This is a genomic window from Cellulomonas fimi (genome assembly GCF_028583725.1).
GTDB classification, from domain to species: Bacteria; Actinomycetota; Actinomycetes; order Actinomycetales; family Cellulomonadaceae; genus Cellulomonas; species Cellulomonas fimi_B.
Window position 1 is genome coordinate 4,099,084 of the sequence record NZ_CP110680.1, and the last position, 25,035, is coordinate 4,124,118.

26 protein-coding genes are annotated in these 25,035 nt (G+C 74.9%); 12 read left to right on the top strand and 14 right to left on the bottom strand.

Features of this window, described 5'->3' with window-relative positions; translation table 11 throughout:
• Positions 1–6: 6 nt before the first annotated feature.
• Positions 7–1,923 (top strand): M3 family metallopeptidase, encoded by a 1,917-nt coding sequence (locus OOT42_RS18520; protein ID WP_273652623.1) that lies wholly within the window; start codon positions 7–9, stop codon positions 1,921–1,923.
• Between the two features lie 81 nt (positions 1,924–2,004).
• Here the strand turns inward: OOT42_RS18520 and OOT42_RS18525 are convergent, their stop codons facing one another.
• Both OOT42_RS18525 and OOT42_RS18530 read right to left on the bottom strand, forming a co-directional pair.
• Entirely contained in the window at positions 2,005–2,754 is a 750-nt protein-coding gene (locus OOT42_RS18525) for a hypothetical protein (protein ID WP_273652624.1), read from the bottom strand.
• Positions 2,755–2,853: 99 nt separating this feature from the next.
• The gene (locus OOT42_RS18530) at positions 2,854–3,084 is read right to left on the bottom strand and encodes a chemotaxis protein CheW (protein ID WP_273652625.1); all 231 of its coding nucleotides are present in this window, start codon (positions 3,082–3,084) and stop codon (positions 2,854–2,856) included.
• A gap of 261 nt (positions 3,085–3,345) precedes the next feature.
• Here OOT42_RS18530 and OOT42_RS18535 point away from each other — a divergent pair, with 261 nt between their 5' ends.
• From OOT42_RS18535 to OOT42_RS18555, 5 genes are all read left to right on the top strand, one after another.
• On the top strand, positions 3,346–3,711 hold the full coding sequence (locus tag OOT42_RS18535) for a hypothetical protein (protein ID WP_273652626.1): 366 nt from the start codon (positions 3,346–3,348) through the stop codon (positions 3,709–3,711).
• Between the two features lie 111 nt (positions 3,712–3,822).
• Positions 3,823–4,275: a hypothetical protein gene (locus tag OOT42_RS18540; protein ID WP_273652627.1), complete on the top strand. Its 453-nt coding sequence runs from the start codon at positions 3,823–3,825 to the stop codon at positions 4,273–4,275.
• Positions 4,276–4,324: 49 nt separating this feature from the next.
• Positions 4,325–4,492: a helix-turn-helix transcriptional regulator gene (locus OOT42_RS18545; protein WP_423776024.1), complete on the top strand. Its 168-nt coding sequence runs from the start codon at positions 4,325–4,327 to the stop codon at positions 4,490–4,492.
• Positions 4,493–4,579: 87 nt separating this feature from the next.
• Positions 4,580–5,290, top strand: a complete 711-nt coding sequence (locus OOT42_RS18550) for a DUF4386 domain-containing protein (protein WP_273652629.1) — start codon at positions 4,580–4,582, stop codon at positions 5,288–5,290.
• Positions 5,291–5,349: 59 nt separating this feature from the next.
• Positions 5,350–6,606, top strand: coding sequence for an MFS transporter (locus tag OOT42_RS18555; RefSeq protein WP_273652630.1), 1,257 nt, complete (start codon positions 5,350–5,352; stop codon positions 6,604–6,606).
• On the opposite strand, the gene OOT42_RS18560 is transcribed toward OOT42_RS18555, so the two are convergent.
• The 3 genes from OOT42_RS18560 to OOT42_RS18570 form a co-directional block, all read right to left on the bottom strand.
• Complete coding sequence (locus OOT42_RS18560) at positions 6,542–7,936, bottom strand: hypothetical protein (RefSeq protein WP_273652631.1); 1,395 nt, start codon at positions 7,934–7,936, stop codon at positions 6,542–6,544. The genes OOT42_RS18555 and OOT42_RS18560 overlap by 65 nt on opposite strands.
• Before the next feature lie 10 nt (positions 7,937–7,946).
• Positions 7,947–8,987, bottom strand: a complete 1,041-nt coding sequence (locus OOT42_RS18565) for a HesA/MoeB/ThiF family protein (protein ID WP_273652632.1) — start codon at positions 8,985–8,987, stop codon at positions 7,947–7,949.
• A 302-nt stretch (positions 8,988–9,289) separates the two neighbouring features.
• A complete protein-coding gene (locus OOT42_RS18570; RefSeq protein WP_273652633.1) occupies positions 9,290–9,484 on the bottom strand; it encodes a hypothetical protein in 195 nt (64 codons plus the stop codon).
• A 128-nt stretch (positions 9,485–9,612) separates the two neighbouring features.
• Between OOT42_RS18570 and OOT42_RS18575 the strand changes: the two genes are divergently transcribed.
• Entirely contained in the window at positions 9,613–10,980 is a 1,368-nt protein-coding gene (locus tag OOT42_RS18575; protein ID WP_273652634.1) for an NAD(P)/FAD-dependent oxidoreductase, read from the top strand.
• A 45-nt stretch (positions 10,981–11,025) separates the two neighbouring features.
• Here the strand turns inward: OOT42_RS18575 and OOT42_RS18580 are convergent, their stop codons facing one another.
• From OOT42_RS18580 to OOT42_RS18590, 3 genes are all read right to left on the bottom strand, one after another.
• A complete protein-coding gene (locus tag OOT42_RS18580; RefSeq protein ID WP_273652635.1) occupies positions 11,026–11,487 on the bottom strand; it encodes a pyridoxamine 5'-phosphate oxidase family protein in 462 nt (153 codons plus the stop codon).
• A 102-nt stretch (positions 11,488–11,589) separates the two neighbouring features.
• On the bottom strand, positions 11,590–12,426 hold the full coding sequence (locus OOT42_RS18585; protein WP_273652636.1) for an alpha/beta fold hydrolase: 837 nt from the start codon (positions 12,424–12,426) through the stop codon (positions 11,590–11,592).
• A gap of 85 nt (positions 12,427–12,511) precedes the next feature.
• Positions 12,512–13,102: a TetR/AcrR family transcriptional regulator gene (locus OOT42_RS18590; protein ID WP_273652637.1), complete on the bottom strand. Its 591-nt coding sequence runs from the start codon at positions 13,100–13,102 to the stop codon at positions 12,512–12,514.
• A 146-nt stretch (positions 13,103–13,248) separates the two neighbouring features.
• On the opposite strand from OOT42_RS18590, the gene OOT42_RS18595 reads away from it, so the two are divergent.
• The gene (locus OOT42_RS18595) at positions 13,249–15,240 is read left to right on the top strand and encodes a hypothetical protein (RefSeq protein ID WP_273652638.1); all 1,992 of its coding nucleotides are present in this window, start codon (positions 13,249–13,251) and stop codon (positions 15,238–15,240) included.
• 25 nt (positions 15,241–15,265) lie between these two features.
• Here the strand turns inward: OOT42_RS18595 and OOT42_RS18600 are convergent, their stop codons facing one another.
• The 4 genes from OOT42_RS18600 to OOT42_RS18615 all read right to left on the bottom strand — a co-directional run bounded on the left by OOT42_RS18600 (position 15,266) and on the right by OOT42_RS18615 (position 19,267).
• A complete protein-coding gene (locus tag OOT42_RS18600; RefSeq protein ID WP_273652639.1) occupies positions 15,266–17,500 on the bottom strand; it encodes a cellulose binding domain-containing protein in 2,235 nt (744 codons plus the stop codon).
• Positions 17,501–17,756: 256 nt separating this feature from the next.
• Positions 17,757–18,524 carry an SDR family NAD(P)-dependent oxidoreductase gene (locus tag OOT42_RS18605; RefSeq protein ID WP_273652640.1) on the bottom strand — a complete coding sequence of 256 codons (768 nt, stop codon included), beginning with the start codon at positions 18,522–18,524 and terminating at the stop codon, positions 17,757–17,759.
• 42 nt (positions 18,525–18,566) lie between these two features.
• Entirely contained in the window at positions 18,567–18,950 is a 384-nt protein-coding gene (locus tag OOT42_RS18610; RefSeq protein WP_273652641.1) for a VOC family protein, read from the bottom strand.
• Positions 18,947–19,267 (bottom strand): ArsR/SmtB family transcription factor, encoded by a 321-nt coding sequence (locus OOT42_RS18615; RefSeq protein WP_273652642.1) that lies wholly within the window; start codon positions 19,265–19,267, stop codon positions 18,947–18,949. Before OOT42_RS18615 ends, OOT42_RS18610 begins: the two co-directional genes overlap by 4 nt.
• A gap of 151 nt (positions 19,268–19,418) precedes the next feature.
• Between OOT42_RS18615 and OOT42_RS18620 the strand changes: the two genes are divergently transcribed.
• The 3 genes from OOT42_RS18620 to OOT42_RS18630 all read left to right on the top strand — a co-directional run bounded on the left by OOT42_RS18620 (position 19,419) and on the right by OOT42_RS18630 (position 21,725).
• A complete protein-coding gene (locus OOT42_RS18620; RefSeq protein WP_273652643.1) occupies positions 19,419–19,781 on the top strand; it encodes a YciI family protein in 363 nt (120 codons plus the stop codon).
• 160 nt (positions 19,782–19,941) lie between these two features.
• Positions 19,942–20,385, top strand: coding sequence for a hypothetical protein (locus OOT42_RS18625; protein WP_273652644.1), 444 nt, complete (start codon positions 19,942–19,944; stop codon positions 20,383–20,385).
• Positions 20,382–21,725: an RNA polymerase sigma factor gene (locus OOT42_RS18630; RefSeq protein ID WP_273652645.1), complete on the top strand. Its 1,344-nt coding sequence runs from the start codon at positions 20,382–20,384 to the stop codon at positions 21,723–21,725. The genes OOT42_RS18625 and OOT42_RS18630 overlap by 4 nt, the downstream gene beginning before the upstream one ends.
• A gap of 46 nt (positions 21,726–21,771) precedes the next feature.
• Here OOT42_RS18630 and OOT42_RS18635 read toward each other — a convergent pair whose 3' ends face one another.
• Both OOT42_RS18635 and OOT42_RS18640 read right to left on the bottom strand, forming a co-directional pair.
• Positions 21,772–23,028 carry an Nramp family divalent metal transporter gene (locus OOT42_RS18635; RefSeq protein WP_273652646.1) on the bottom strand — a complete coding sequence of 419 codons (1,257 nt, stop codon included), beginning with the start codon at positions 23,026–23,028 and terminating at the stop codon, positions 21,772–21,774.
• Positions 23,029–23,114: 86 nt separating this feature from the next.
• The gene (locus tag OOT42_RS18640; RefSeq protein WP_273652647.1) at positions 23,115–23,732 is read right to left on the bottom strand and encodes a hypothetical protein; all 618 of its coding nucleotides are present in this window, start codon (positions 23,730–23,732) and stop codon (positions 23,115–23,117) included.
• Positions 23,733–23,894: 162 nt separating this feature from the next.
• On the opposite strand from OOT42_RS18640, the gene OOT42_RS18645 reads away from it, so the two are divergent.
• Positions 23,895–24,986: a GNAT family N-acetyltransferase gene (locus OOT42_RS18645; RefSeq protein WP_273652648.1), complete on the top strand. Its 1,092-nt coding sequence runs from the start codon at positions 23,895–23,897 to the stop codon at positions 24,984–24,986.
• Positions 24,987–25,035: the final 49 nt, after the last annotated feature.

Consider the following 25,035-nt stretch of genomic DNA (forward strand, 5'->3'; position numbering starts at 1 on the left):
CGGCGCATGACTGCCGCTCCCACGCGCTTCCCCACCGACGCCGACGCCTGGCCCGCGTTCCTCGCGGAGACCGTCGACGCGTCCCTCGACACCGCCCGCGCCCACCTCGCGACCCTCAAGGACGGCACCCCGCGCACGACCGCGCAGGTGCTGGACCTGTGGGACCGCAGCGACCTCGCGCTGGGCCGCGCGTCGGCCGCGGCGCACCTGCTCGCGGAGGTCCACCCGGACGCCGACCTGCGGTCCGCCGCGGAGGAGCGCGCGCAGGCCGCGGAGGACCTCGCGACGGCGCGCGGGCTCGACCGCGACCTGTGGGAGGTGCTGGCCGCGACGACGGAGGACGGGCTCGACGAGCACGCGCGCCGCCTGCGCGAGCACGTGCTGCGCGACTTCCGCCGGGCGGGCGTCGACCAGTCCGACGAGCAGCGCGCGAAGCTCAAGGCGCTCGCGGAGCGGTGCACCGAGCTCGGGCTGGAGTTCGCGCGCAACATCCGTGAGGGCACGCGCCGCATCCAGGTCCGCCCGGAGCAGCTCGACGGCCTGCCCGACGACTTCCGCGCCGAGCACCCCGCGGGCGACGACGGCCTCGTCACGCTGACGACGGACTACCCCGACCTCATCCCGGTGCGGACGTACGCGCGCGACGCGTCGGTGCGCGCGGCCCTCACGACGGAGTACCTGCGCCTGGCCTGGCCCGAGAACGGGCCCGTGCTCGCGGAGCTGCTGCGGCTGCGCGACGAGCGCGCGCAGCTGCTCGGCTACGCGGACTGGCCGAGCTACGACGCCGAGGTCAAGATGATCGGCTCGGGCGCGGCGATCCGGGACTTCGTCGACCGCCTCGACGGCCTGACCGTGGACCGTGCGCGCGACGACGTCGACGTGCTGCTCACCCGGTTCCGGGCCGACGACCCGTCCGCTGCCGCCGTGACCCCGGCCGACAGCCTGTACTACGACCAGGTCGTGCGCCGCGAGCAGTACGACGTCGACGCGCAGGAGGTCCGCCGCTACTTCCGCTACCAGCAGGTCCGCGACGGCGTGATCGGCACCGTCAGCCGGCTCCTGGGCCTGACGTTCGTGCCGGTCGAGGCGCCGACGTGGCACCCCGACGTGGACGTCCTCGACGTCGAGTCCGACGGCGAGCGCATCGGCCGCGTCTACCTCGACATGCACCCGCGACCGGGCAAGTTCAACCACGCCGCGCAGTTCCCCCTCGTGCCGGGCGTCGTCGGCGAGCACCTCCCCGAGGGCGTGCTGGTCTGCAACTTCCCGACGGGCACGATGGAGCACGACGACGTCGTGACGTTCTTCCACGAGTTCGGGCACCTGGTGCACGAGATCGTCGGCGGCGCGCAGCGATGGGCCGCGTTCACGGGCGTCGCGACCGAGTGGGACTTCGTCGAGGCACCGAGCCAGCTGCTCGAGGAGTGGGCGTGGGACCCGGGCGTCCTGCGCACGTTCGCGACGGACGACGCGGGCGAGCCGATCCCGGCGGACCTCGTCGAGCGGATGCGTCGCGCGGACGCGTTCGGGCGCGGGGCGTGGACGCGTCGGCAGCTCAACTTCACGGCCCTGTCGTACGGCCTGCACGCGGCCCCGCCCGAGGACCTCGACGCCTACACGGCGGAGATCGACGCGCGGTTCGGGCCGTACGCGGCGCTGCCCGAGACGCACCAGGTCACCGGCTTCGGCCACCTCGAGGGGTACGGACCCGCGTACTACACGTACCTCTGGAGCCTCGTCATCGCGAAGGACCTGCGCACGGCGTTCGGCGACGACCTCATGAACCCCGAGGTGGGCCGCCGCTACCGCGACGCGATCCTCGCCCCGGGCGGCACGGCGGACGCGGCGGAGCTCGTCGAGCGGTTCCTCGGACGCCCGACGTCGTTCGACGCCTTCGAGACCTGGCTCGCCACCCGCCCCTGACCTGCGCCGGCACGGACGCCGGGTCGCCGCCTCGCGGGTCGGGGCGGCGACCCGCCGCTCGCCGCGCTCGTCAGGGGGTCGTCAGGGGGTCGTGCCGAACGTGCCCCAGCGCTGCGGGCGGCGCCCGTCGACGAGCGATGGGAACCACGGCTGCTCGCCGACGGCCTGCTGGTGCGCGGTCAGCGCCATCGCAGCCGCGGCCCGGCCGACGCCGTCGATCCCGCCCGACCGCGTGAAGCCGACCTGGCGGCCGCGGTCGTCACGGCCCACGAGCCGGGTGATCGTGACGACCGACCCGTCCGCGAGCTCGACCGCACGGCTGCGCCCGTACCCGGGGCGGATGCCGACGCCCTGCACGACGCTCGCGCCGTCGAGCGCGGCCCGGAGCCGACGCCGGTCGCGCGCCACGACGGGCCGCAGCGCGAGCCAGGCCACGACCGTGCCGGCGGGGACGCCGACCGCCGTCCCCACGGCCCAGGCGACGACCGCGACCAGCGCACCGGCTGCCGGCCCGAGGTCCGTGACGGCTCCGAGGCCGAGCACCGCGCCCGTGGACGCGAGCGCCGGGGCCGTCGCCGGGCGGAGCGCGACGACGAGCACGGGGACCAGCGCGGCCGTCGCCGCGGTGAGGACCACGACACGCATGACCCGCGGACCGAGCGCGGTGTGGAGCCGTCGACGTGCGCTCCGCGCGGCCTGCGCCGGCGCACCGCCCGGCCACCGGCGTCCGCGCCGCCGCTCGCGCGCGGTCCCGGCCCGGGGCGGCGTGGCGCCGGGCTCGACGGGACGCGCGGCCGGGAGGACGGGGGCGGCTGCGACGGCGACGGGCACGGCGCGCACGCTATCGGCGGCGATATGCCCGACTTGAGGGTTCGCCGTCCGATTCGCCCGACCGGAGCAACGCGCGCCCGCGGGCGGGACCCGGGGAGGTCAGGCGAGGCCGAACGCGCGGCCGAGGCCGGCGGTCACGGCGAGACCCACGACGGTCCACGCGAGCATGCTGCCGCCGAGGTAGGCGACGTAGCGCCAGCGGTTCGCCGCGGTCCCCTCGAACCGGGGGGCGGGCGCCCAGCGGACGGTGTCGACGAGCGCGCGGACGCGCTGGCCCATCGGCTCGTCGGGACGCGCGGTGACGGGTCCGGGCAGGGTGTCGGTGGCCATCGGGGACGCTCCTCGTGAGTGCGCGGGGCGCCTCGCGGGCGCCCGGGGGATCGGGGTCGCCGGGGTCACCGGCCCCTCCATCGTCCCATCATGTGGACGCCTCCGGCCTGGGCCGTTCGGACCATCTTCGTCACACCCGGACGCGTGTCCAGGCGCGACGCGGACCGTGCCGGGCCTCGCGGGTCACGGTCCGGCGTCGAACCGGCCGTTTCCGGTCGAACCGTCACAACCGGGCGGTACCAGGCAGTAGGTTGTGCGGCCGTGGCCGTCACCCTCCAGTACATCGCCGAGCGCCCGACGCCCCTCGACCCCGACGAGGAGTCCGCGGTCGCCGGCATCGTCGAGCGCGCGAACGCCGGGCTGCGCGCCGACGCCCCCCGGCTCGCCCCGGACGCCGACCTCCCGGAGGCCGTCGTCCTGCGTGGTCGGACGGAGCTCCCGGTGCACCCGCTGCACGCCCTCACGACGCTCGTGCACTGGTGCGGGACGCTCACGGAGCTGCGGCGCGCGGTGCCCGACGCGTGGTGGTCGGTGCGGGTCGACGGTGAGCAGGTGCCGTGGGACGACGCGACGGGCTACGCGCTCCCGGGCATGGACGACCCCGAGCTGCTGGCCGCGCTCCGCTGACCTTCACGCCGCCCCGGGACGCCACCGGGATGTAAAGCAAACTAGACACGGTGTCGTGTCTGCCATACATTCGTGGTGTCCGAACTCCCGTCCCTCCACCCCGGAGACGCCATGGCACCCGACGACGAGCACGTCCCGCTGACCTACGGCGAGCGCACCGCGTGGACCACCGCGGTCACCGTGCCGCTCGGCACCCTCGGCTACCTGGTCGTCGTCGTGCCGCGCGCCCTGCGCGAGCCCGTCGCCGACGTCGCCTGGGCCGGCCCGATGCTCTGGGCGATGGGCTTCACCCTCGTCGCGAGCATCGTCGGCGCGATCCTCCTGGCCCTCGTCACGCGCGACCACGACACGTCCCAGGACGTCCGGGACACGCAGATCGAGCGCTACGGCGACCGCATCGCGCTCGTCGCCACCGCCGTCGGAGCGGTCGCCGTCCTCGCGCTCGCGATGCTCGAGGTCGACTGGTTCTGGATCGGCAGCACGCTGTTCCTCCTCGGTGCGATCGGCACCACGTGGGGTGCCGTCGCCCAGCTCCGGGCCTACCGCGGAGCCTTCGTTGGGTAGCACGCGCGTCACCAACCGCATCCGCGCCCTGCGCTTCGCCCGCGACGAGATGACGCAGGCCGAGCTCGCCCGACGGATCGGCGTGACCCGCCAGACCGTCATCGCCATCGAGCAGGGCCGGTACTCGCCGACCCTCGAGATGGCCTTCCAGATCGCGCGGGAGCTCGGGGTCCCGCTCGACGAGGTGTTCCAGTACCCCGACGACGCGGACGCCTGACCCCGCACCCACCGCTCCCGCTCACCCTCAGCGCCTCGTGACCCACCGGGTCGGGGTGCCGGACGAGCACGCCCGAAGGAGACCGTCATGACACCGAAGCGCACCGCCCGCCTCGCGGGTCTGCTCTACCTGCTCGTCGCCGTCCTCGGCGGCTGGGCGCACCTCGTCGCCCGGGCCCAGGTGCTCGACCGCGACGGCGCCACCGCGACGGCCGCGGCGATCGCCGAGCACGCCACCGAGATGCGGGTCGCGATCGCGGCCGACCTGCTCGCCGCGACCGCGTTCGCGCTGTTCGGCGTCCTGCTGCACCGGCTGCTGGTGCACGTCCACGCCCGCGCCGCCGCGATGGTCGTGCTCGGCACGTGGCTGTCCGCCGTGATGACGCTCGTGATGCTCACGTTCCACGCCGGCGCCGTGCTCGTCGTCACCGACCCCGCCGTGCACGCGGCGGTGGGCGACGCCGACGGGCTCGCGCTGCTGCTCCTGCGCATGCAGGCCGACGCCTACACGTTCGCGGGGGTGTTCTTCTGCCTCTGGATGGCGCCGACGGCACTGCTGGTCGCACGGTCCGGGATGTTCCCGCGCGTCGCGGCGCCCGTGATCGCCGCAGGCTCCGCGTCGTGGCTCGTGTCGGCGGTCGTCGTCGGTGCCGTGCCCGCCCTGCCCGAGGCCGTCGAGACGCTGCTCGTCGTGCCCGCGACCGTCGCCGAGGTCGGCCTGATGCTGTACCTGCTGGTCGTGGGCGTGCGGACACCGCGCGTGCCCGTCGCCGTCCCGCAGGCCGCGGTCGTCGGCTGAGCCCGCACGCTCCCGCGACCGGCGTATCCGTTCGGAGCGACGCGGCACGCCGGGCTACCGTGCTCGGCGTGCCGTCGCGGATCGTGGAGTCCGTCGTCCCGCACAGGCTCGGCACCGGGTTCCGGTGGCTGCTCGCCTCGTCGTGGACGACGAACCTCGGCGACGGCATCGTGCTCGCCGCCGGCCCCCTGCTCGTCGCGTCCCGCACCGACGACGCGCTCGTCGTGGCCCTCGCGGCACTCCTGCAGTGGCTGCCGCCGCTGCTGTTCGGCCTCTGGGCGGGCGCGCTGACCGACCGGCTCGACCGGCGTCGGCTCGTCGTCGGCGTCAACCTCGTCCGGGTCGTCGTCCTCGCGCTCCTCGCCACGGCCGTCGCGGTCGACGCGGCGCCCGTCGCGCTGGTCCTCGTCGCGATGTTCCTGCTCGGCACCGCCGAGACGTTCGCCGACAACGCGTCCTCGACGCTCGTGCCGATGCTCGTGCGGCGCGACGACCTGGCCCTCGCCAACTCGCGCCTCATGGCGGGCTTCGTCACCGTCAACCAGCTCGCCGGGCCGCCGATCGGCGCCGCGCTGTTCGCCGCGGGCCAGGCCGTCCCGTTCTTCTCCGAGGCCGTGCTCGTCGCCGCGGGCGCACTCATGGTGTCGCGCCTGCGGGTGCCGCCCGTGCACACCGAGCGCGAGCCGACGCACCTCGTCCACGACATCGCCGAGGGCGTCCGCTGGGTGCTGCACCACGCGGCCGTCCGCACGCTCGTCCTGACGATCCTCATCTTCAACGTGACCTTCGGCGCCGCCTGGTCCGTGCTCGTCCTCTACGCGCAGCAGCGGCTCGGTCTCGGCGCGATCGGGTTCGGGCTCGTGACCACCGTGCAGGCCGTCGGAGGGCTCGTCGGGACGTTCGGCTACGGCTGGCTCACCGCACGGATCAGCCTCGCGAACCTCATGCGGATCGGCCTCATCATCGAGACGCTCACGCACCTCGCCCTCGCGCTGACGACGACCGCCTGGTTCGCGATGGTCGTGTTCTTCGTGTTCGGAGCGCACGCGTTCGTGTGGGGCACGACGTCCGTGACGATCCGGCAGCGGGCCGTGCCGACCGCGCTGCAAGGGCGCGTCGCGAGCGTCAACCTCGTCGGCGTGTTCGGCGGGCTCGTCGTCGGGGCCGGCATCGGCGGGGTGCTCGCGCAGCACTACGGCGTGACCGCGCCGTTCTGGTTCGCGTTCGTCGGCTCCGCGATCTTCGTCGTGCTCATCTGGTCGCAGCTGCGGCACGTCGCGCACGCCGACGAGCAGGACGCACCCCAGCCGGAGTGACGCGCGACCGGCCCGCCCGCGCGTCGCGGCGCCGGTCCCGCAGGTCGCGCAGCGCGACCAGGCCCGTCACGGCGCGCGGCGACAGGATGACGACGCCCAGCAGCACCGCCTCCCAGAAGGCCCACGTCGCCGGCCCGTGCACGACCACCGACTCGACGAGCCAACGCAGCATGAACCACGTCGACGGCAGGAAGACCAGCACGAAGAACGCCGCCGCGAGCGCGTACCCCGTGACGTGCACCCACCGGTACCAGCGGGCGACCGCGACGTCCCGTGCCGGTGCCGCCGCGAGCGCCGCCGCCTGCTCCGGCGACAGCCGGCGGACCGACCGGCGCAGCAGCAGGCGCGTCGTGCGGTCGAGCGACGTGCACCCGAGCAGCGCCGTCATCACCGCGTAGACGTCGGACCGCAGGAAGACGAACAGCTGCACGACGATCGCCGTGAGCTCGATCATCACGACCGCCGCGAGGAACGCGTCCGGACCGACGGCGGCCGCACGCAGCACCAGCGCCGCGCACAGCACGAGCGCGTCGAAGCCCATCCCCGCGAGCAGCGGCCCGACGCGGCGGCGCGGCGGCAGCGCCCACAGGCCCGTCAGGTTCGTCTCGAACGTGAGGAAGTAGGTCCGCCTGGTCACGCGCAGCCGCGCCGGCACCCCCAGGGCGGCCGCCGCCAGCACGTGCGCGAGCTCGTGCACGCCCGCGAGCACGTACGTGACGACCACGACGGCCGCGATGCTCTGCGCGGGGCTGGCCAGGAAGAACAGGTCGAGCGGGTCGGGCCGCACGCCGGGGACGGTCGCGACGAGCACGAGCGACGCGACGGCGGCCAGCGCCGCGAGCACGCCGGCGGTGCGGCCGAACAGCCACGGCAGGCGGACGCGCGGCGCGACCGCCCAGCCACGCCCGGCCGGTCCCCCGTCGTGCCGGTCCGGGGCGGCGACCGCCGCCTCGTCGACGGCCGCGACGAAGCCGAGCCGGACGAGCGAGCGGGCGAACGACAGCACGTCCACCGGCTCGCTCGCGCCGGGCGGCGTGACCGCGGACTCCACGTCGGCGACCGTCCGCCCCTCCGCCAGCAGCGCCAGGGCCCGGGCGCCGACCTCCGGCAGCGCGACGAACCGGCCCGTGGCGGGGTGGCCGACGACGACCCGGTCACCCTGCGGCGTCGTCGTGAGGTCGTGCAGCCGCAGGACGGACGTCGCGGCGACGAGGTCGGCGTCGGGCGCGTCGGGCGCGTCGAGCGGCGTGGCGGGGGCCGCTGCCGCCGTCGCGGCCGTCGAGGTCGGCACGGGTGCGGTGCGCTGCGTCGTCGCGGGGACCGTGCTCATCGCGCGGCCCTCACGCCGCCGACGCGGCGGCCCGCGCGGGCGCCGTCGCGCACACCGGGCAGCCGGGGTCCGCGGGCCAGGGGTCGGTGCGGGTCGAGCAGTCGCCGCCGAAGTCGACGAGACGGTAGCGGCCGGCCGCGGCGGGCGGGGTCAGGCCGGTCAGGTACCGCATCGCCTCCATCGCGACGAGCCCGCCGAGCACCTGCGCGACGGGACCGATCCCGCGGTTGCGGTGCTCCTGGCGCAGCACGAGGGGCCACTCCAGGGCGATCCGGTCGACGCCGTCGGCGAGGCGCTCCCGGTGCCGGACCAGGCACTCCTGGCACGCGCTGACCCCGGGGTCGACCGACCAGTACAGGCCCTGCGTGTACGCGAGCCCGCCGCGCACGAGCGGCACGCCCGCGGCGACGCACGCGCCGTTGACCCACCGGTCGATCTCGGCGGGGTCGTCGATCGCGTGCACGACGAGGTCCGGGCGGAACCGTCGCAGCAGGTCCGCGACGTCCTCCTGCGACTCGACGCGGCGGCGTTCGGCGGTGACGCGCAGCGACGGGTCGAACGCCCGCAGCCAGTCCGCGACCCGCTCGGCCTTCGGCTGCCCGACCTCCGCCTCGGTGTACGTGAACTGCCGCGCGAAGTTCCGCAGCTCGACGAGGTCCTGGTCGACGACCGTGAGCGTCCCGACCCCGAGCCCCGCGAGGCTCATCAGCGTCGCCGAGCCCAGACCCCCGGCACCGAGGACCAGCACGTGCGCGTCGCGCAGGCGGCGCTGCGGCTCCTCGCGGGGGACGTCGAGCGTCGTGAACGCGTCGAACCAGAACAGGTTGCTCGCGTAGCGCTCGCGGTCGTGCGCGTCGAACGTCTCCGGGGCGGCGGCGTCCTCCAGCCAGCCGAGGCGGTCGAGCTGCGCGACGACACCGGCCACGTCGGCGGCGTCGGTGTGCAGGCCCTGCTCGTCGAGCGCGGCGGCGAGGGCCGGGACGTCGCGCGTCCCGTCGAGCAGCAGCCGCAGGAGCGCGAGGACGCGACCGTCCGGGTCGGCGAGCCGCACGCGGGTCTTCGAGGCTGACGACGAGCTCGCCGTCGTGGGCGAGGCAGGTGAGCGACTTGAGTCGGGGAACCATGACGTCCTCGTTCGGGTCGGGGGGTGGCGGTGCGGGCCGCCGGTGCGCGCGGCGCCGGTCGCGCGCCGGGAGTGCGGTGGCCGGGGCACCGGACCCGCAGGTCGCGGTGCCCCGGCCGGGAGCGTCGGGCCCGGGGACCGGGCGTCGACGCGGAGACGCGTCCGTCGGGACGGGCCGTGACGCGCGGAGGCCGGCCCGGCGCTGGGCCGGGCCGGCCTCGGTGCGTCCGTCAGGCCGCGCCGTACACGTAGGCCTCCGGGTCGAGGTGGATCCGCGTCGCGGTGATCTCCTCGACCTCCGTGATCTCGATGGTCATCTGCTGTTCACCCCCCTGCTGGTCGTCCGGTGCGCTGCCGTACCGGGCAGCAACACCCGACCAGGAGGGGGTCCGCCGGCGTTTGATACTCGCGAGTAGTTTTCTCACCCGCGCCGACCGCCGCCCACGCTGCGGGACGGGCCTGGTCACGGCGCGCGGGCGCGCGGAACCATGACCACGTGCGACGACGCCCACCCGACGTCCGGTCGTCCTCCCGGCCGGCGACGCACCGACCCGTGCGTCAGGTCGTCGTGCTGGGCGCCGGGCTCGCCGGGCTGCTGGCCGCCGCCGCGCTCGCGCGACCCGGCCGGACCGTCACGCTCGTCGAGCGCGACGACCTCCCGGACACGCCCGGACCGCGCCGGGGCGTCCCGCAGAGCCCGCAGCCGCACGTGTTCCTCCACCGCGGCGTGCAGGCCGTCGAGGAGCTGCTGCCCGGGACCCGCGCCGACCTCGTCGCCGCGGGCGCCGTCGTGATCGACACCGGCGACCTCGCGTGGCTCGCGTCCGCCGGCTGGGCCGCCCGCGTGCGGCAGCTCGACATCCTCTCCGTGACCCGGCCCGTGTTCGAGCACGTCGTGCGGCAGCACGTCCGCACGCTCCCCGGGGTCGTCCTGCGGACCGGCGTGCGCGTCGACGGCCTCGCGCACGCGCCCGTCGGCGGACCCGACTCCCACGCGTGGGACGTCGAGGTCGCCGACGGCGACCCGCTCCCCGCGGACCTCGTCGTCGACGCCACCGGCCGCTCGTCACGCCTGCCCTCCTGGCTCGAGCACCTCGGCGTCTCCCCCGCCCGCACCGACACCCTCGACGCGCGCGTCGGCTACTCGTCGTGGGTCGTCGACCTGCCGCACGACCGCGTCGGCGTGCCCGGGATCGTCGTGCAGACCCAGCCGGGCGGCACCGGCGGCATCGCGGTCCCCGTCGAGGGCGACCGCTGGATCGTCGGCGCCGTCGGAGCCGGCGACCAGCGACCCCCGCGCGACCCCGACGCGCTGCTCGCCTTCCTCGACACCCTTCCCGACCCCGCGATCGCCGAGCTCGCCGGCGCCGGCCGCGCCGTGAGCGACGTCGCCGTCCACCGCCAGACCGGCAACCAGCGCCACCGCTACGACCTGCTGCCCGACTGGCCCGACGGGCTCCTCGTCGTCGGCGACGCCCTGTGCGCCTTCAACCCCGTCTACGGCCAGGGCGTCACCGTGGCCGCGCTCGAGGCCCTCGCGCTCCGCACGGCCGACCGCCGACGCACCCTCACCCGCCCCGGCGGCGCGCACGCGCTCGTCCGCCGGCTGCGCCGGCTCACCGACCTGCCGTGGGACATCGCGACCGGCGTCGACCGCGACTTCGTGCCGTCCGCACGACGCGCGTCGCCCGCGCGCCGCGCCATGGGCCGGTGGATCGGCGAGGTCAACCGGCTCGGCGCGCACGGCGACACCCGCGCCCAGCTCGCCCTCGGACGGCTCTACCACCTCGTCGCGTCGCCGCTCACCCTGCTGCACCCCGCCCTGGTCGTGCGGGTCGTGCGCGCCCGTCGCCGCGGCTACGGCCCGCCCGTCCCCCGCCCGCAGATCCTCGTGCCCACCCCGACCCCCGACCCCGCCTGACGAGCGGCGGCCGGCGGTCGAACGGCGCCCGGCGCACGTGCGCCGTCAGGGGTGCGTGAGCCAGGACCCGTCGCGCAGGAGCGTGCGGCCCGCGAGCTCGTTCGCCTCGCGCCACGCCTGCACCGTGCGGAGGCGGGCGCGGAACCAGAGGTAGTCCTGCGGTTCCGCGCGCGGGTCGAAGCCCGTCGCGGCGGCGAACGCGTCGCCGACCTCGCCGGGCACGGTGTCCGACACCTCGACGTCGGCGTCGACGAGCACGACGTCGCGGGTGGCCCCGAGCGCGATCCGGGCCCGCCCGCTCGCCACGAGGTTGCGTGCCGTCGGCGACGCCGCCGTGGTCGACAGGAGGATCGAGTCGCCGTCCCAGAGGAACGACAGCGGCACGAGGTACGGCGTCCCCGCGGTGTCGGCGGTCGCGACCCACAGGTCGACGTCGGTCCGCAGCCGGTGGAGCGTGTCGGCGACGCGCTGCTCGGCGTGCCGGGGCGCGGGCGTGTCGGTGGTCATCGCACTCCTCGTCGACGCGGGACTCGCCGGGCGTGCCCGCCCGACGGCCCGAGTCTGGCAGCCCCCGCCCCTCCTCCGCCCGCGCCGTGGACGCGGCGGGACTCAGGGGGCGGTGACGTGGGCGACGACCTCCGCGACCACGTCCGGGTCGCGCAGGATCCGGCGGTGGCCCAGGCCGGTCGTCGTCACGAGACGCGCGCCCGGCCACGAGCGGGCCAGACGCTCGCCGTCGGCGAGGTGCGCCTCCTTGTCCTGCGTGTCGTGGACGACGAGCGCGACGGGCAGCGGGCCGTCGTGGGTCTCGACGCCCCGTGCGACGTCGAAGTCGGTGAGCGGCCGGTCCGACCGTCGTGCCATGAGCGCGAGGAACCGCTGCCGGGTCGGTTCGCCGAACCCGAGCACCGCGGCGAGGTCGCGCGTGTACGGCAGGGGGTCGGCCATGGGGGCGACGAGGGCGACGCGCGCCGCGGTGAGGCCGTCGAGGATCGCGAGGGTCGTCGTCGTGCCGCCGAACGAGTGCGTGACGACGGCGTGCGCCGCACCGTGCGCGGCCACCACGGAGGCGAGGGTCTCCGCCATCTCGGGGAGCGTCGACTGCCGTGGGCCGAACGCCCCCGGACCCGACTCCCCGTGGCTGAGGGCGTCGAACGCGACGACCTCGTACCCGGCGGCGACGAGCGGCTCGACGAAGGCGGCGAGCTGGCCGCGGTGCCCGCCCCAGCCGTGCACGAGGTAGACGCGCGGTCCGCTCCCCCACGTCTGGCCGACGACGTGCCCGGCACCGACGGGCAGCGTCCACCGGGTGCCGCCGGGGATCGGTGCGGGTCGACGCGCGCCGGCGGGTCGGCACCACAGGTAGAGCGCGACGCGGGCGACGAGCGCGGGCGCGACGCGGTCGGTCAGCCGGATCGTCGTCCGGACACCCCGCGGCAGGCGCACATGCGAACGAACGGTCGTGCTTTTCTGAGATCCCGTGATGGTCATCGTGCGCTCCTCGAGCTCGGGGGGTGGGACGGGTCGGGCGTCAGGCGTCCGTGCGGAGGCCGGCGAGCAGCCGCTCGAAGGCGTCGCGCGTACGGCGCTCGGCGTCCGGGTCGCGCAGCAGCCGGTGCGCGTGGAAGTGCCCGAGCATCACGCCGTACAGGTCGTGCGCGAACTGCTCGGGCGACAGGTGGTCGCGGAACTGCCCCTCCTGGACCCCCGCGCGGTACATCTGCGTGATCGAGTCGACGAGGTCGCGGTGGTCGCGCACGAGCTGGTCGCGCACCGCCCCGGGGTCGTCGTCGAACTCCGTGGCCGCCGAGACGAACAGGCACCCCGCCGCGCTGGCCTGCGACGTCGCGAGCCACCGCTCGAACAGCTCACGCACCCGCGGCTCACCGCGCGTCGTCGCGAGCGCCGGGCGGACGACCTCGTCGACGAAGCTCTCGCGCGCCCGGGCCAGCACCGCGAGCTGCAGCGCCTCCTTCGACCGGAAGTGCGCGAACAGCCCGCTCTTCGACATCTCCGTGGCCGCCGCGAGCGAGCCGATGGTCAGGCCCGCGACGCCGAGGCGCCCGGCGATCTCGACCGCACGGTCGATCACCACCTGCCGCGTCTCGTCACCCTTGCCCATGCGCCAGTTCTAGCACGATCGTTCGTTCGTGGGAAGAACAGGTCCGAGGACCGTACCCAGGGTGCCGCCCGATGGGGCAACGGGACGGCGGCCGGGTCCGCCTACCGTTCCCGGAGGACGGATGAGCCACGACTGCGGGGGTTGCCGTGCAGGCTCGGACGGGAAGCGTCGCCGATCCCGCGGTCGAGCCGCGGGCGGCCCCCGCGAGCGGCGCGCGACCGGACGCCGTCACCGCGCTCCAGCGCCTCGTGGGCAACCAGGCCGTGACACGCCTGCTCATCGGCACGGCGGCCGGTTCCCCGGTGCAGCGGGCCCTGCAGCAGCAGCCGGCCCCGACCGGGACGTCGAAGAAGCGGCGCGCCCCGAGGCCCGTCGGCACCGCCGACCTGCCGAAGAGCGTCGACACCTGGTCGGTGGCCCTCCGGCTCGTCGTCACGTACTGGGCGAGCACCGACGCGAGCGTCGTGACGGTCACGTACTCGACGCTGGACGACCTGAAGCGGCAGGCGACCGCCGCGCTCCCCGCGATGACGCAGGCGTTCGTGGACTGGTTGACCGACACGCAGCTCGGCGACTTCGTCGGCTCGCTCACCCGTATGGCGGTCACGCCCTCCACGGCCCTCGACACCGCGATCCAGCACCGCACGCAGTCGATCCGCCTGGCGAAGGCAGCCGCGTTCGGCACCTCGGTCACGCTCCCCGACCCCCAGCACGACTCCCGGTACAGCACGCCTCGCGGGTTCGCCACCCAGCCCGCCGCCACGACGGGTCGTGACGACGGCGCGTGGCACTCCGTGTCGAACACGCTGCCCGGCGCGGGGGGCCAGACCACCGGGTCGGTCAACCTCGCCCTCATGGAGGACGCCCTCACCCACCGGGTGATGCGGCGCAACGACGACGGCAGCTACTCCCAGATCTGCCCGAGCTGCATGCGGGTCGTCGAGGCGACGGGCTTCGAGGTGGACCACCAGCAGGCGTTCAGCGACCTCCGTGCGAACCTGAACCTCCTCGCCGAGGCGATGCAGGTGGACGCTGCGCTGTACACGACAGTCGCGAAGGCGACGCCGAAGTTCTCCACGTGGTTCATGACCCAGGGGAAGCCCGGACAGCCGGGCTGCACGGTGGCCGCGACCGGCGCCGCCGTGCACGAGTTCTCCAACGACCTGCAGAACCTGGTGCGGATCTGCCGCAAGTGCAACGGGGCGCTCGGCAAGAGCGACACCTCGATCACGGACTGGCTGAGGGCATCGCCTTACTACGGCAAGAACTTCCTCGCCGCGAACCCGCTGTCGCCGTCCTTCACGGTCATCAACCGCACGGCAGCCGGCAAGGGATGGGGTGCCACGCTCCGGGAGTGGTTCGTGAAGTTCCACCTGCCCGTGCTCGAGCAGCAGTTCGTCGTCGAGCGGATCGGGCGGCTGACCCATCGCCTGGTCGCCGAGCAGGACCGGGCGGCATACGACGCCCACTTCGAGACCGACCCGGCGGCCAAGGAGGCGCTGGAGGCGCGTGCCGACTACCTCGGCGGTTCGAACCGGGCGTTCCTCGGAGGCCTGGGCGCGGACGAGCAGTACTTCGACGGCACGCTGACCGGAGCCTCCCCCACCGCGTTCGCGCCGGGCTCCCCGGCACGCTGGGAGAACGATCGCAGGGAGATGGCGCAGGGGCGCGAGAAGCGCAAGCGCACCGAGGAGACCGAGTCGACGACGCCGTTCCAGCGCGGGCGGGAGCTCGGTCTGACGAACGCGCCCCAGACCGCCTGGCCCGTCTTCACCGGTCCCGACTCGGCGGTGTTCCAGCAGGGTTTCGACGCCGGCAAGGTCGAGTACGAGCGGAAGTACCGGGAGGGCGTCACCGCGGCGTGCAAGGTCACCGACCGGGCGTCGCTCGCAGTCCCGGCGCCGACCGGCGTCGACAGCGCGTGGGCCGCCGGGTTCACCGCCGCCGCGCTCGCGCGCAAGCGCGCGTACGAAGCGGGCCGTGCGCAGCGGGCGGCCGGCGCCGAGCTCGACTACACCTCCCTCCCCGCGGACGTACCGGACGACCTCCGGATCCGTCTGCTCCAGGACCTCATCGACGGCTGGAGCGCGGGTCGAGCCACGGCGGCCGGCCCGACGACCTCGACCCCGAGGGCCTGAGCGTCGCCGGACCGGCCGCGGACGGTCAGCGCAGGTACACGTTCGGCTTCGCGGGCAGGGTGAACGGCGCCCCCAGCGCGAACGACGGGTGCGGCGGCTGGTTGTACGCGGTGTTCTGCCACGCGATCGCGACGCGGTACTGCTGGTCGTGCAGCAGCGTCCAGAGCCGCGTGTCGGTCGGGACCGGCGTCGCGTAGATCCGCAGCGCGCTGTCGTCCGACGTCGGCCAGATCACCTCCTCGCGCCAGTCGCCGAGGATGTCGCCGGACAGTGTCGGTGTCGCCTTGGTGCCGTTGTTGCTGTGCACACCCGACCCGGTCAGCAGGCGGGTGTCACCGCCGGTGCCGTACTTGTCGATGCGCGTCTGGTCGAGCAGCTCGCGCGTCGTGTCGCCGTCCCACCAGGCCAGGAAGTTCGCCGACGACGGCTTGCGCGCGACGCCCGTGCCCGACGTGTTGCGCAGCTGCGAGTCCGACGACGACCACGACTCGGCGCCCGCCGAGCCGGACCAGATGTCGCCCGACACCCCGCGCCCGTTGTCGGAACCCGACGGTGTGCTCCACAGGAGCTGACCGGTGCGCGCGTCCGCCATCCAGGAGTCGGGCTGGTTCGTCGACTCGGTGACCTTGTAGTACTCGAGGCCGGGGCGGCTCGGGATCAGGTCGCCGACGTGCCCGGCGTCGCCGTGCCCGGTGCGGTTGGTCCACAGCCCGGTGCCGTTGTCGTCGATCGCGGCCGCGCCGTACAGGATCTCCTGCCGCCCGTCGCCGTCGACGTCCGCGACCGACAGCGAGTGGTTGCCCTGGCCCGCGTAGGCGCTGTTGCCCGACGCGTTCGAGTCGAAGGTCCACCGCCGCGTCAGCGTGCCGTCGCGGTAGTCCCAGGCGACGACGACGGCCCGCGTGTAGTAGCCGCGCGCCATGACGATCGACGGCCGGACGCCGTCCAGGTAGGCCGTCCCGGCGAGGAACCGGTCGACGCGGTTGCCGTACGAGTCGCCCCAGCTCGACACCGTCCCGCGCGGCGGCACATAGTCCGTCGTCGCGGCGATCGCACCCGTCTGGCCCTGGAACACCGTGAAGTACTCGGGGCCGGACAGCACGTAGCCCGACGAGTTGCGGTAGTCCGCGCTCGCGTTGCCGATCACCTGCCCCGTGCCCGAGCGCGTCCCGTCGGCCGTCTTGACCGCGACCTCGGCCTTGCCGTCGCCGTCGTAGTCGTAGACCTGGAACTGCGTGTAGTGCGCGCCCGCTCGGATGTTGCGGCCGAGGTCGATGCGCCACAGACGCGTGCCGTCGAGCTCGTACGCGTCGAGGAAGACGTTCCCCGTCACGCCGGACTGCGAGTTGTCCTTCGCGTTCGTCGGGTCCCACTTGAGCACGACCTCGAGCCGGCCGTCGCCGTCGAGGTCGCCGACGGAGCCGTCGTTCGCGACGTAGTCCGACCCGGGCTTGGAGATCGGCACGTCGAGGTAGCCGTTCGCGAACGTCAGGGACGTCCCGGACGCGGCCTGCTCGGCACCGTTCACGACCGCGCGCACGGTGTAGGTCGCGCTCGCCGACGCGCCCGCGTCGAGGTAGGAGGTCGCGCCGGTGAGCGGCGAGGCGTTCACCTTGGTGCCGCCGCGGTACAGGTTGAAGCCGGTGCTCGCCGGCTCCGTCCCGAGCAGCCGCCACTGCACGAGGTTCCCCGAGCCGCTGCGGACGCTGATGAGCCCGCGGTCCAGGTCCTCGGCCTGCCACGCGCCGGACGGTGGTGGCGTCGTGGTGGTCGGCGTCGGGGTCGGGGTGCTGGTCGGGGTGGTCGTGGGCGTCGCCGTCGGGGTGCTGGTCGGCGTGCTCGTCGGGGTGGTCCCGCCCGTGCAGGTCGTGCCGTTGAGAGCGAAGGACGTCGGCGCCGGGTTCGACGACCCGTTCCACGCGCCGTTGAAGCCGAACGACACGCTGCCGCCCGACGCGACGCGGGCGTTGTACCCGGCGTCGCGCACGCTGACGTCCGCCCCCGACTGGGACGCGGTCCCGTTCCACGCCTGCGTCACCGTCTGGCCCGCGCCGAACGCCCACGTCAGCGTCCACCCGTCCACGGCGTCGCCGAGGTTGTCGATCTTCACGTCGGCGCCGAAGCCCGCGCCCCACTGGTTCGTCACGGTGTACGTCACGCGGCAGCCCACGGCCGCCTCGGCGCCCGCGGCGGCGATGAGGCCACCCGTCGCCATCGTCGCGGCCGCGAGGAGTCCCGCGGCCGCCCGTCGTGCTGTCATGGCTGTCCCCTTCGGTTCGCGCCCGGGCGTCGTCGCCCGCGCGCTGCGGACCCCGCGCCGCGGCCGGCAGTTTCGGGCGGGGTGGGTCGTCGCCTGACGTTAGGGAAGCGCTCGCCGCGGCGTCAGCCCCCGGGTGGCGGTGAAGCGTTTCGGATCTTGAACGATTCAATGCGCGCGGCGACGCGCCCCGCATTCGCGCGCGACGACGCCACCCCGCGCGACGGCGGCCCGTGCCGGACCCGACGTCGAGCGCGTCTCAGAGCCGGGCGAGCACCGCCCCGCCGTGCACACCCAGCACCTGGCCTGTCGTGAACCCCGCGTCGGCCGCGGTGAGGTAGGCGACCGCGGCCGCGACCTCCTCGGGCGTGCCCGCTCGCCCTGCCGGCACCCGCGCGAGGCGTCGGGCACGGTCCGCCTCGTCGAGCCGGTCCGTCCAGAAGCCCGTGTCCGGGACGAAGCCGGGCGCGACCGCGTTGACGGTCACGCCGTCCGACGCGACGCGCGCCGCGACGCCGGTGACCCACGCGTTCACCGCGGCCTTCGCCGCGCCGTACGACCCGGCGCCGCGCAGCGCGGCCACCGACGACACCGCGACGACGCGGCCGCCCGGGCGCGGCAGGTGCGGCAGCAACGACTCGCCGAGCAGGACCGTCGTGAGGACGTTGAGGCGGAAGTCGTCGGTCCACAGCCGGGCAGTCGCGGCCAGGTCGTCACCGTCGGCGTCGAGCATCCCGCCCGCGTTGAGGACGAGGACGTCGACCGGACCGCCGTCGAGCAGCCTGCCGGTCAGCGCCGTCACCTCGTCGGGCTCGCGCAGGTCCGCCGTCTCGACCGACGCGACGCCCGCGCCCACCTCGGCGTCGATCGCCGCGGCGGCCTCGCGCAGCACGTCCGCGCGCCGCCCGACGAGCACCACCCGGTCCCCGCCCGCCGCCAGCCGCCGCGCGACCGCGCGCCCGATCCCCGTGCCCCCGCCCGTCACGACCGCTCGCCGCATGACCGCCTCCTCGTCGACGGGGGCCACCGTGCCACCGCGCCGCGGTTCGTGCCAGGGGCCGGTCGAGGCTCAGCTCGCGAGCTGGACGAGGTTGCCGCACGTGTCGTCGAGGACCGCCGTCGTCACGGGCCCCATCGCCGTCGGCGGCTGCACGAACCGCACGCCCGCCGCGAGGAGCCGCTCGTACTCGGCGTGCACGTCGTCGACGCCGAACGCCGCCGCGGGGATCCCGTCCTCGACGAGCGCCGCCTTGTACGGGCCGACGGCCGGGTGCTTGTCGGGCTCCAGGAGGAGCTCGACGCCGTCGGGCGCGGCGGGGGACACGACGGTCAGCCAGCGGTCCTCGCCGAGCGGGATGTCGTGCTTCGGCAGGAAGCCGAGGACGCGGGTGTAGAAGTCGAGCGCCTTGGCCTGGTCGTCGACGAACACGCTGGTCACGGTGAGGCGGATCATGGGTCGGCTCCTTCGGTGGTGGCGTCGTCGAGCCCGTCGCGGGTCCCGGGGACGGGCCAGCGGCGCGTGATCTCGGCGAGCGGGGACGTGTCGAGGTGGTGCAGCTTGTACCGGCCCTCGCGCCGGACGACGACCAGCCCGGCCGCCTCGAGCACGTCGAGGTGCTGGGAGATCGCCTGCCGGGTCGACGACAGGCCGTGCTTCATCGCGAGGCGCGAGCAGATCTCGAACAACGACTGCCCGTCGCGCTCCTGCAGCTCGTCGAGGATCACGCGGCGCGTGGGGTCGGCGAGCGCCTTGAACACCTCGTCGGGCACGGATCAGTTATAGGCAAGTGAGGACTTGCATGTCAATGCCGCGGCACCGTGTCGATTCCGGGTACCGCCGCGCGTCATCGCGGTGCACGGTGTCCCTGGACACCTGGACCGACACCTGGACCGCCCCCGCCCGTCACCCGGAGGAGCCGACATGACCGACGACCGCACCCGCTGGATGGTCCTGCTGTACGAGGACGAGAACGCCTGGGCGACCGCCACCCCCGAGCGGCAGGAGGCCTACCTCGACCGGCACCGCGACTACGAGCAGCACTCCGCCGAGCACGGCGTCGCGATCCTCGCGAACGACGCGCTCCAGCCGACCGCACAGACCACGACGCTGCGCCCCGGGGAAGCCCGCGTCCGCTCCGACGGGCCGTTCGCCGAGACCACCGAGCAGCTCGGCGGCTTCTACCTCGTCGAGGCCGCGTCGCGGGACGACGTCGTCGAGCACGCACGACGCCTGCCGCCGTCGTACACGATCGAGGTCCGGCCCGTCGCGGTCATCGACTACTGACGCCACGTCGACCCGGCGGCCGCTGCCTCGTCATCCCGCCGACACCGCCACCCCGAGAGGATCGCCCCATGACCACGCCGCGAGGCCGCCGCCGCACCGCCGCGCCCGTGGCGCCCGCACCCGCCGCGCCCGCACCCGCCACGCGCGGGGGTGGGCGGTCGTGAGGTTCGTCGTCCTCCGCTACGGCGGCCCGTCCGTCCGCCCCGCCGACGACGCCGCGCTGCTCGACGAGCTCGCGACCGGCGGGCCGCGCGGCACGCAGGACGACGGCGGCGGCGACACCGATCCCGACACCGCCGAGGTCGCCGCCGCGCTCGCCGGGGTGCTCGCACCGCGCCGGTCCCTGCGCGACGACGTCGCCGCGCTCGCCGCCGTCCTCGGCGTCACGACCGTCCTCGACGAGACGCTCGGCTCCCCCGACGTCGCGACGACCGTCCGCTCGCGCGCGGAAGGGCTCACCCTCACGGACGGCACCGCCGCCACCCCCGACGGGCCGCTCGTCGGCCTGCACGTCCTCGACGCCCCGGACCTCGACGCGCTCGTCGACGTCCTGACCCTCCTGCCGGCCGGGACGTTCGAGGTGCACCCGGTGGTCGCGGCATGACGCCCGCCGACGCGTCCGCGGAGCGCGAGGCCGCCGACGCGCTCGCCGACGCGTGGCACACCCACTGGTCGCGGCTCATCGCGCTGCTCATCGGCCAGTACGGCCGCCCCGACCTCGCCGAGGACGCGGTCTCCGACGCGCTCGAGTCGGCCGCACGGCACTGGCCCGTCGACGGGGTGCCGGCGAGCACGGGGGCCTGGCTGCTCACGGCCGCCCGTCGACGGGTCCTCGACCGGCTCCGCACCGAGGCGGTGCAGCGACGCAAGGCGCCGCTCATGGTCGTCGACGACGAGATGCGCGCGGCCGCGTCGGCGGCCGTCGACCCGGGCGCGCACGTCGCCGACGAGCAGCTCCGCCTCGTGTTCGCGTGCTGCCACCCCGCGATCGCGCCCGACGACCGCGTCGCCCTCACGCTGCGGTTCGTCGTCGGGCTGTCGACCGCCGAGATCGCGCGGCTGCTGCTCGTGCAGGAGTCGGCGATGGCGGCGCGGCTGACACGCGCGAAGAAGCGCCTCGCCGCGTCCGGGATCCCCTTCGCGACCCCGCCGTCCGAGCGGCTCGACGAGCGTCTGGACGTCGTCGCCACGGTCGTCTACCTGACCTTCACGTCGGGATACCAGCCGACGTCGGGCGACGTGCCGCTCCGCGTGGACCTCGGCGACGAGGCGATCCGCCTGCTGCGCGTGCTCGACGGGCTGCTCCCCGACCGGGCCGTCGTCCGCGCGCTCCTCGCGCTGCTGCTGCTCCAGCACTCGCGCCGCGACACCCGCCTCGACGCCGACGGCGCCCTCGTCCTGCTCCCCGACCAGGACCGCACGCGCTGGCGCCACGCCGACATCACCGAGGCGATGACGCTCCTGTCGACCCTCACCCCCGAGGTCGCCCCCGTCGCCGGACCGGGCGACGTCGCGCGCGGCGAGGGGACGCCTCGGCGCTCCGCGTACCCGCCGATGTCGCGCCTCGCCCGCGAGTACCTCCTGCAGGCCCTGGTCGCGGCCGAGCACGCGACGGCGCCCACGTCGGAGGCCACCCGCTGGGACGTCGTCGCCGCCCGGTACACGGAGCTCGAACGCCTGACGGGGTCACCCGTCGTGCGCCTGGCCCGGGCGGTCGCGGTCGCCGAGGCCGACGGCCCGGACGCCGGCCTGGCGCTGCTCGACGGTCTCGACGAGGCGCTCCCCCGCCTGCACCGCGTCCCTGCGGTCCGCGCGGAGCTCCTGGCCCGTGCCGGCCGACGGTCCGCCGCCGCGGCCTCCTACCGCCACGCCCTCACACTGGTTACCAACCCGACGGAACGCGCCCACCTCGAGTCCCGCCTCGCCGAGCTGACACACCCCTGACCCCACCTGCACCGCGGCCCGCCGACCCTCGGCCGACGCGGTGTCGTCAGCCCAGGAGGAGCAGCGCGAGGAGGGTGAGGTTGAGGGCCACGACCAGCGCGACGACGACGACGAGGGCCGCGTGCAGCCACGGGCCGTTGCGGTCGGCGCCCATGAGCGACCGGTCGCGCGTGAGCCGGACCAGCGGGATCACGGCGAACGGGATGCCGAAGCTCAGCACGACCTGGCTGAGGACCAGGGTCCAGGTCGGGTCGGCACCGACCGCGAGCAGCACGATCGCGGGCACGAGGGTCACGACGCGACGCACCAGCAGCGGGATGCGCCGGTGGATCAGCCCTTCCATGATCGTCGCGCCCGCGTAGGCGCCGACCGACGTCGACGCGAGCCCGGACGCGAGCAGCCCGACCGCGAACGCGATGCCGACCGCCGGGCCGAGCGCGGAGACGATCGCGGCGTGCGCACCCTCGATGGAGTCGGTCCCCTCGACGCCGCGCAGCGCGGACGCCGCGAGCAGCAGGAGCCCGATGTTGACGAGCCCGGCGACGACGAGCGCCCCGCCGACGTCCCAGCGGGTCGCGCGCAGCAGCCGGACGCGCCCCTCGCCCGCGGGTGCGTGGCCGTGCCGGTCGCGCACGAGGGCGGAGTGCACGTAGATCGCGTGCGGCATGACGGTCGCGCCGAGCATGGACGCCGCGAGGAGGACGGAGTCGGTGCCGTCGAACCGCGGCACGAGGCCGGACAGGACGCCGCGCGCGTCGGGCGGGCTGACGACGAGGCCGGCGAGGAAGCCGACGGTGATGACCGCGAGGAGCGCGACGACGACGGCCTCGAAGCGGCGCTGCCCGTAGACGTTCTGGGTCGCGAGCAGCACCATCGACACGACGCCGACGATCAGCCCGCCGAGCGGCAGCGGGACGCCGAACAGCAGCTGGAGCGCGATCGCCCCGCCGACGACCTCAGCGATGTCGGTGGCCGCGGCGACGAGCTCGGCCTGCCCCCAGTACGCGAGCCGCGGCCCGCGGCGCATGCGCTTGCCGAGGACGCCGGGCAGCGACTCACCCGTGACGAGCCCGAGCTTGGCGGACTGGTACTGCACCAGCACCGCCATGACGTTGGCGGCGACGAGCACCCACAGCAGCAGGTAGCCGTACCGGGCTCCCGCCGTGAGGTTGGCGGCGACGTTCCCCGGGTCGACGTAGGCGATCGCGGCGACGAACGCGGGCCCGAGCAGCAGCGGGGTCCGTCGTGCGCGGCGAACGCGGTCGGTCTCCGCGCGCTCGACGTCGACGTCGACTCGGGTCACCGGTCCTCCTCAAAAGTTCGGGTGGCCGAAACTCTATACCCGGACACCCGGATCCTCCGGACGACCGACCCCGACGGGTGCGTCCGTCAGGCCGCTTCCACCTCGCGCACCCACCGCGTCGCGGTCTCGCGGAACCCCACCTTCGCGAAGTACTCGCGCATCGCCGGCGCCGGCTCGACGTGCAGCACACGCCACCCGTGCTCGGCGAACACGCCGCTGCGCCGGTACACGAACTCCCCGGGCGTGAAGTCGCGGAAGCGCGTCGTCACCCAGTCGAGGTCCACGACGCCGACGCCGTGCCCGACGTCCCGCACGACGACCACGCCGACGACCTCGTCACCGCGCGCGACCAGGAACCCCGACGCGTCGCCGGCCAGCGCGAACCCCGGCTGGAAGCGGCCGATCTCCTCGGCGTGCACGGCGAGGAAGTGCCGCAGGTACGCGTCACCGGCGCCGACGTCGACCACCGTGTACGCGCGGTCGTCGTGCCGCTCGCGCAGCAGCCGCCACAGCCAGTAGACGTCGATGATCGCGATCGCCCCGTTCATGACGGCGAACGCCCAGATCCCGACGACGGCGTTGTACCCGGTCGCGAGCACCGCCCCGACGAGGTTGAGCACGCGGAACCGCAGGACGCGCGCCTGCATGAGCGACACGACGACCAGGACCGAACCGAGCCAACCGACGACCTCGAGCCAGAGCATGCCCGCCAGTATCGCCGCCGGCCGGGGCCCGGGCCCGGGACGCGGCACAGGGACGGCCCCGGACGGGTGACGCACCCCCATCCGAGCGCCGGGCACGGACCCGCCGACCGGATCGCACAAAACCCTCGACCCGGCCCGACACCCGGGCGGACGCTGGGACGCATGGCGTCATGGTCGATCCAGCCGGTCCCCGTCCCCGAGTCCGTCGCGGCACCGGGCGCGGGGCCGCTGCTCGCGCTCACCGACACGGCGAACCGCGTGATCGCCCACGAGTGGGGCACGCACGACTACGACCGCACCCCGCAGGAGATCCTCGGCTCGCTGCGCGACCAGGCCTACGTCCGCAAGCCGCGGTACCTGGTCACGAGCGACGACGACGGCACCCCGCTCGCGTACATGGCGGTGCAGCTGCCGATCCAGGAGAACACCCACACGGCGCACGTCGAGATCGGCGTCCTGCCGGAGTTCCGCGGTCGCGGCATCGGCGCCGCGCTGCACGAGGAGGCGCTGCGGATCGCGAAGGCCGAGAACCGGCGCGCGCTCACCGCGAGCACCGACCAGCGCACGGAGCCCGCGGAGGGTCCGGGCACGCTCGTCCCGACGACCGGTACCGGCCGCGTCGCCGTCGACGACCCGGCCGTGCGCTTCGTGACGTCGCGCGGCTGGCAGCTCGAGCAGGTCGCGCGACGGTCCGTGCTGCCGGTGCCCGTCGACCCGGACGTCCTCGCGGCGCACCGCGCGCAGGCACAGGCGTCCGCGGGCGACGACTACCGCGTCGTGCACTGGGGCTCGGCGGCGCCCGACGAGTGGATCGACGAGTACGCGACGCTCAACACACGCATGAGCACCGACGTCCCCCTCGGCGGCCTCGACTTCGAGGAGGACGTCTGGGACGCGACGCGCATCCGCAGGACCGAGGCGCAGTTCGTCGACCGCGGAATCGAGCTCGTCGTCGCGGCCGCGGAGCACGTGCCGACGCACACGCTCGCCGCGTACACGGTGCTCATGCTGCCGCCGGAGAACGAGGAGTTCGTGCACCAGGAGGACACCCTCGTGCTCAAGGAGCACCGCGGCCGCCGGCTCGGGATGCTCGTCAAGGCCGCGAACCTCCAGCGGCTCGCGGAGGTCCGGCCCGGTGCGCGTCGCGTCGCGACGTGGAACGCCGAGGAGAACTCCTACATGCTGCGCATCAACATCGACCTCGGCTTCGCCCCGAGCGGCGGGTCCGGGGAGTGGCAGCTCCGCCTGGACTGACGCGCACGCGCGCCCGCCGGACATCGTGGCGCCCGCCCCGCACGGGGAC

What these genes read in the sequence shown, in the direction of transcription:
- OOT42_RS18520 (WP_273652623.1), top strand. Translation starts at nt 7, where the DNA reads ATGACTGCCGCTCCCACGCGCTTCCCCACCGACGCCGACGCCTGGCCC.
- OOT42_RS18530 (WP_273652625.1), bottom strand. Translation starts at nt 3,084, where the DNA reads ATGGCCACCGACACCCTGCCCGGACCCGTCACCGCGCGTCCCGACGAG.
- OOT42_RS18540 (WP_273652627.1), top strand. Translation starts at nt 3,823, where the DNA reads ATGGCACCCGACGACGAGCACGTCCCGCTGACCTACGGCGAGCGCACC.
- OOT42_RS18545 (WP_423776024.1), top strand. Translation starts at nt 4,325, where the DNA reads ATGACGCAGGCCGAGCTCGCCCGACGGATCGGCGTGACCCGCCAGACC.
- OOT42_RS18550 (WP_273652629.1), top strand. Translation starts at nt 4,580, where the DNA reads ATGACACCGAAGCGCACCGCCCGCCTCGCGGGTCTGCTCTACCTGCTC.
- OOT42_RS18560 (WP_273652631.1), bottom strand. Translation starts at nt 7,936, where the DNA reads ATGAGCACGGTCCCCGCGACGACGCAGCGCACCGCACCCGTGCCGACC.
- OOT42_RS18580 (WP_273652635.1), bottom strand. Translation starts at nt 11,487, where the DNA reads ATGACCACCGACACGCCCGCGCCCCGGCACGCCGAGCAGCGCGTCGCC.
- OOT42_RS18590 (WP_273652637.1), bottom strand. Translation starts at nt 13,102, where the DNA reads ATGGGCAAGGGTGACGAGACGCGGCAGGTGGTGATCGACCGTGCGGTC.
- OOT42_RS18600 (WP_273652639.1), bottom strand. Translation starts at nt 17,500, where the DNA reads ATGACAGCACGACGGGCGGCCGCGGGACTCCTCGCGGCCGCGACGATG.
- OOT42_RS18610 (WP_273652641.1), bottom strand. Translation starts at nt 18,950, where the DNA reads ATGATCCGCCTCACCGTGACCAGCGTGTTCGTCGACGACCAGGCCAAG.
- OOT42_RS18620 (WP_273652643.1), top strand. Translation starts at nt 19,419, where the DNA reads ATGACCGACGACCGCACCCGCTGGATGGTCCTGCTGTACGAGGACGAG.
- OOT42_RS18630 (WP_273652645.1), top strand. Translation starts at nt 20,382, where the DNA reads ATGACGCCCGCCGACGCGTCCGCGGAGCGCGAGGCCGCCGACGCGCTC.
- OOT42_RS18640 (WP_273652647.1), bottom strand. Translation starts at nt 23,732, where the DNA reads ATGCTCTGGCTCGAGGTCGTCGGTTGGCTCGGTTCGGTCCTGGTCGTC.
- OOT42_RS18645 (WP_273652648.1), top strand. Translation starts at nt 23,895, where the DNA reads ATGGCGTCATGGTCGATCCAGCCGGTCCCCGTCCCCGAGTCCGTCGCG.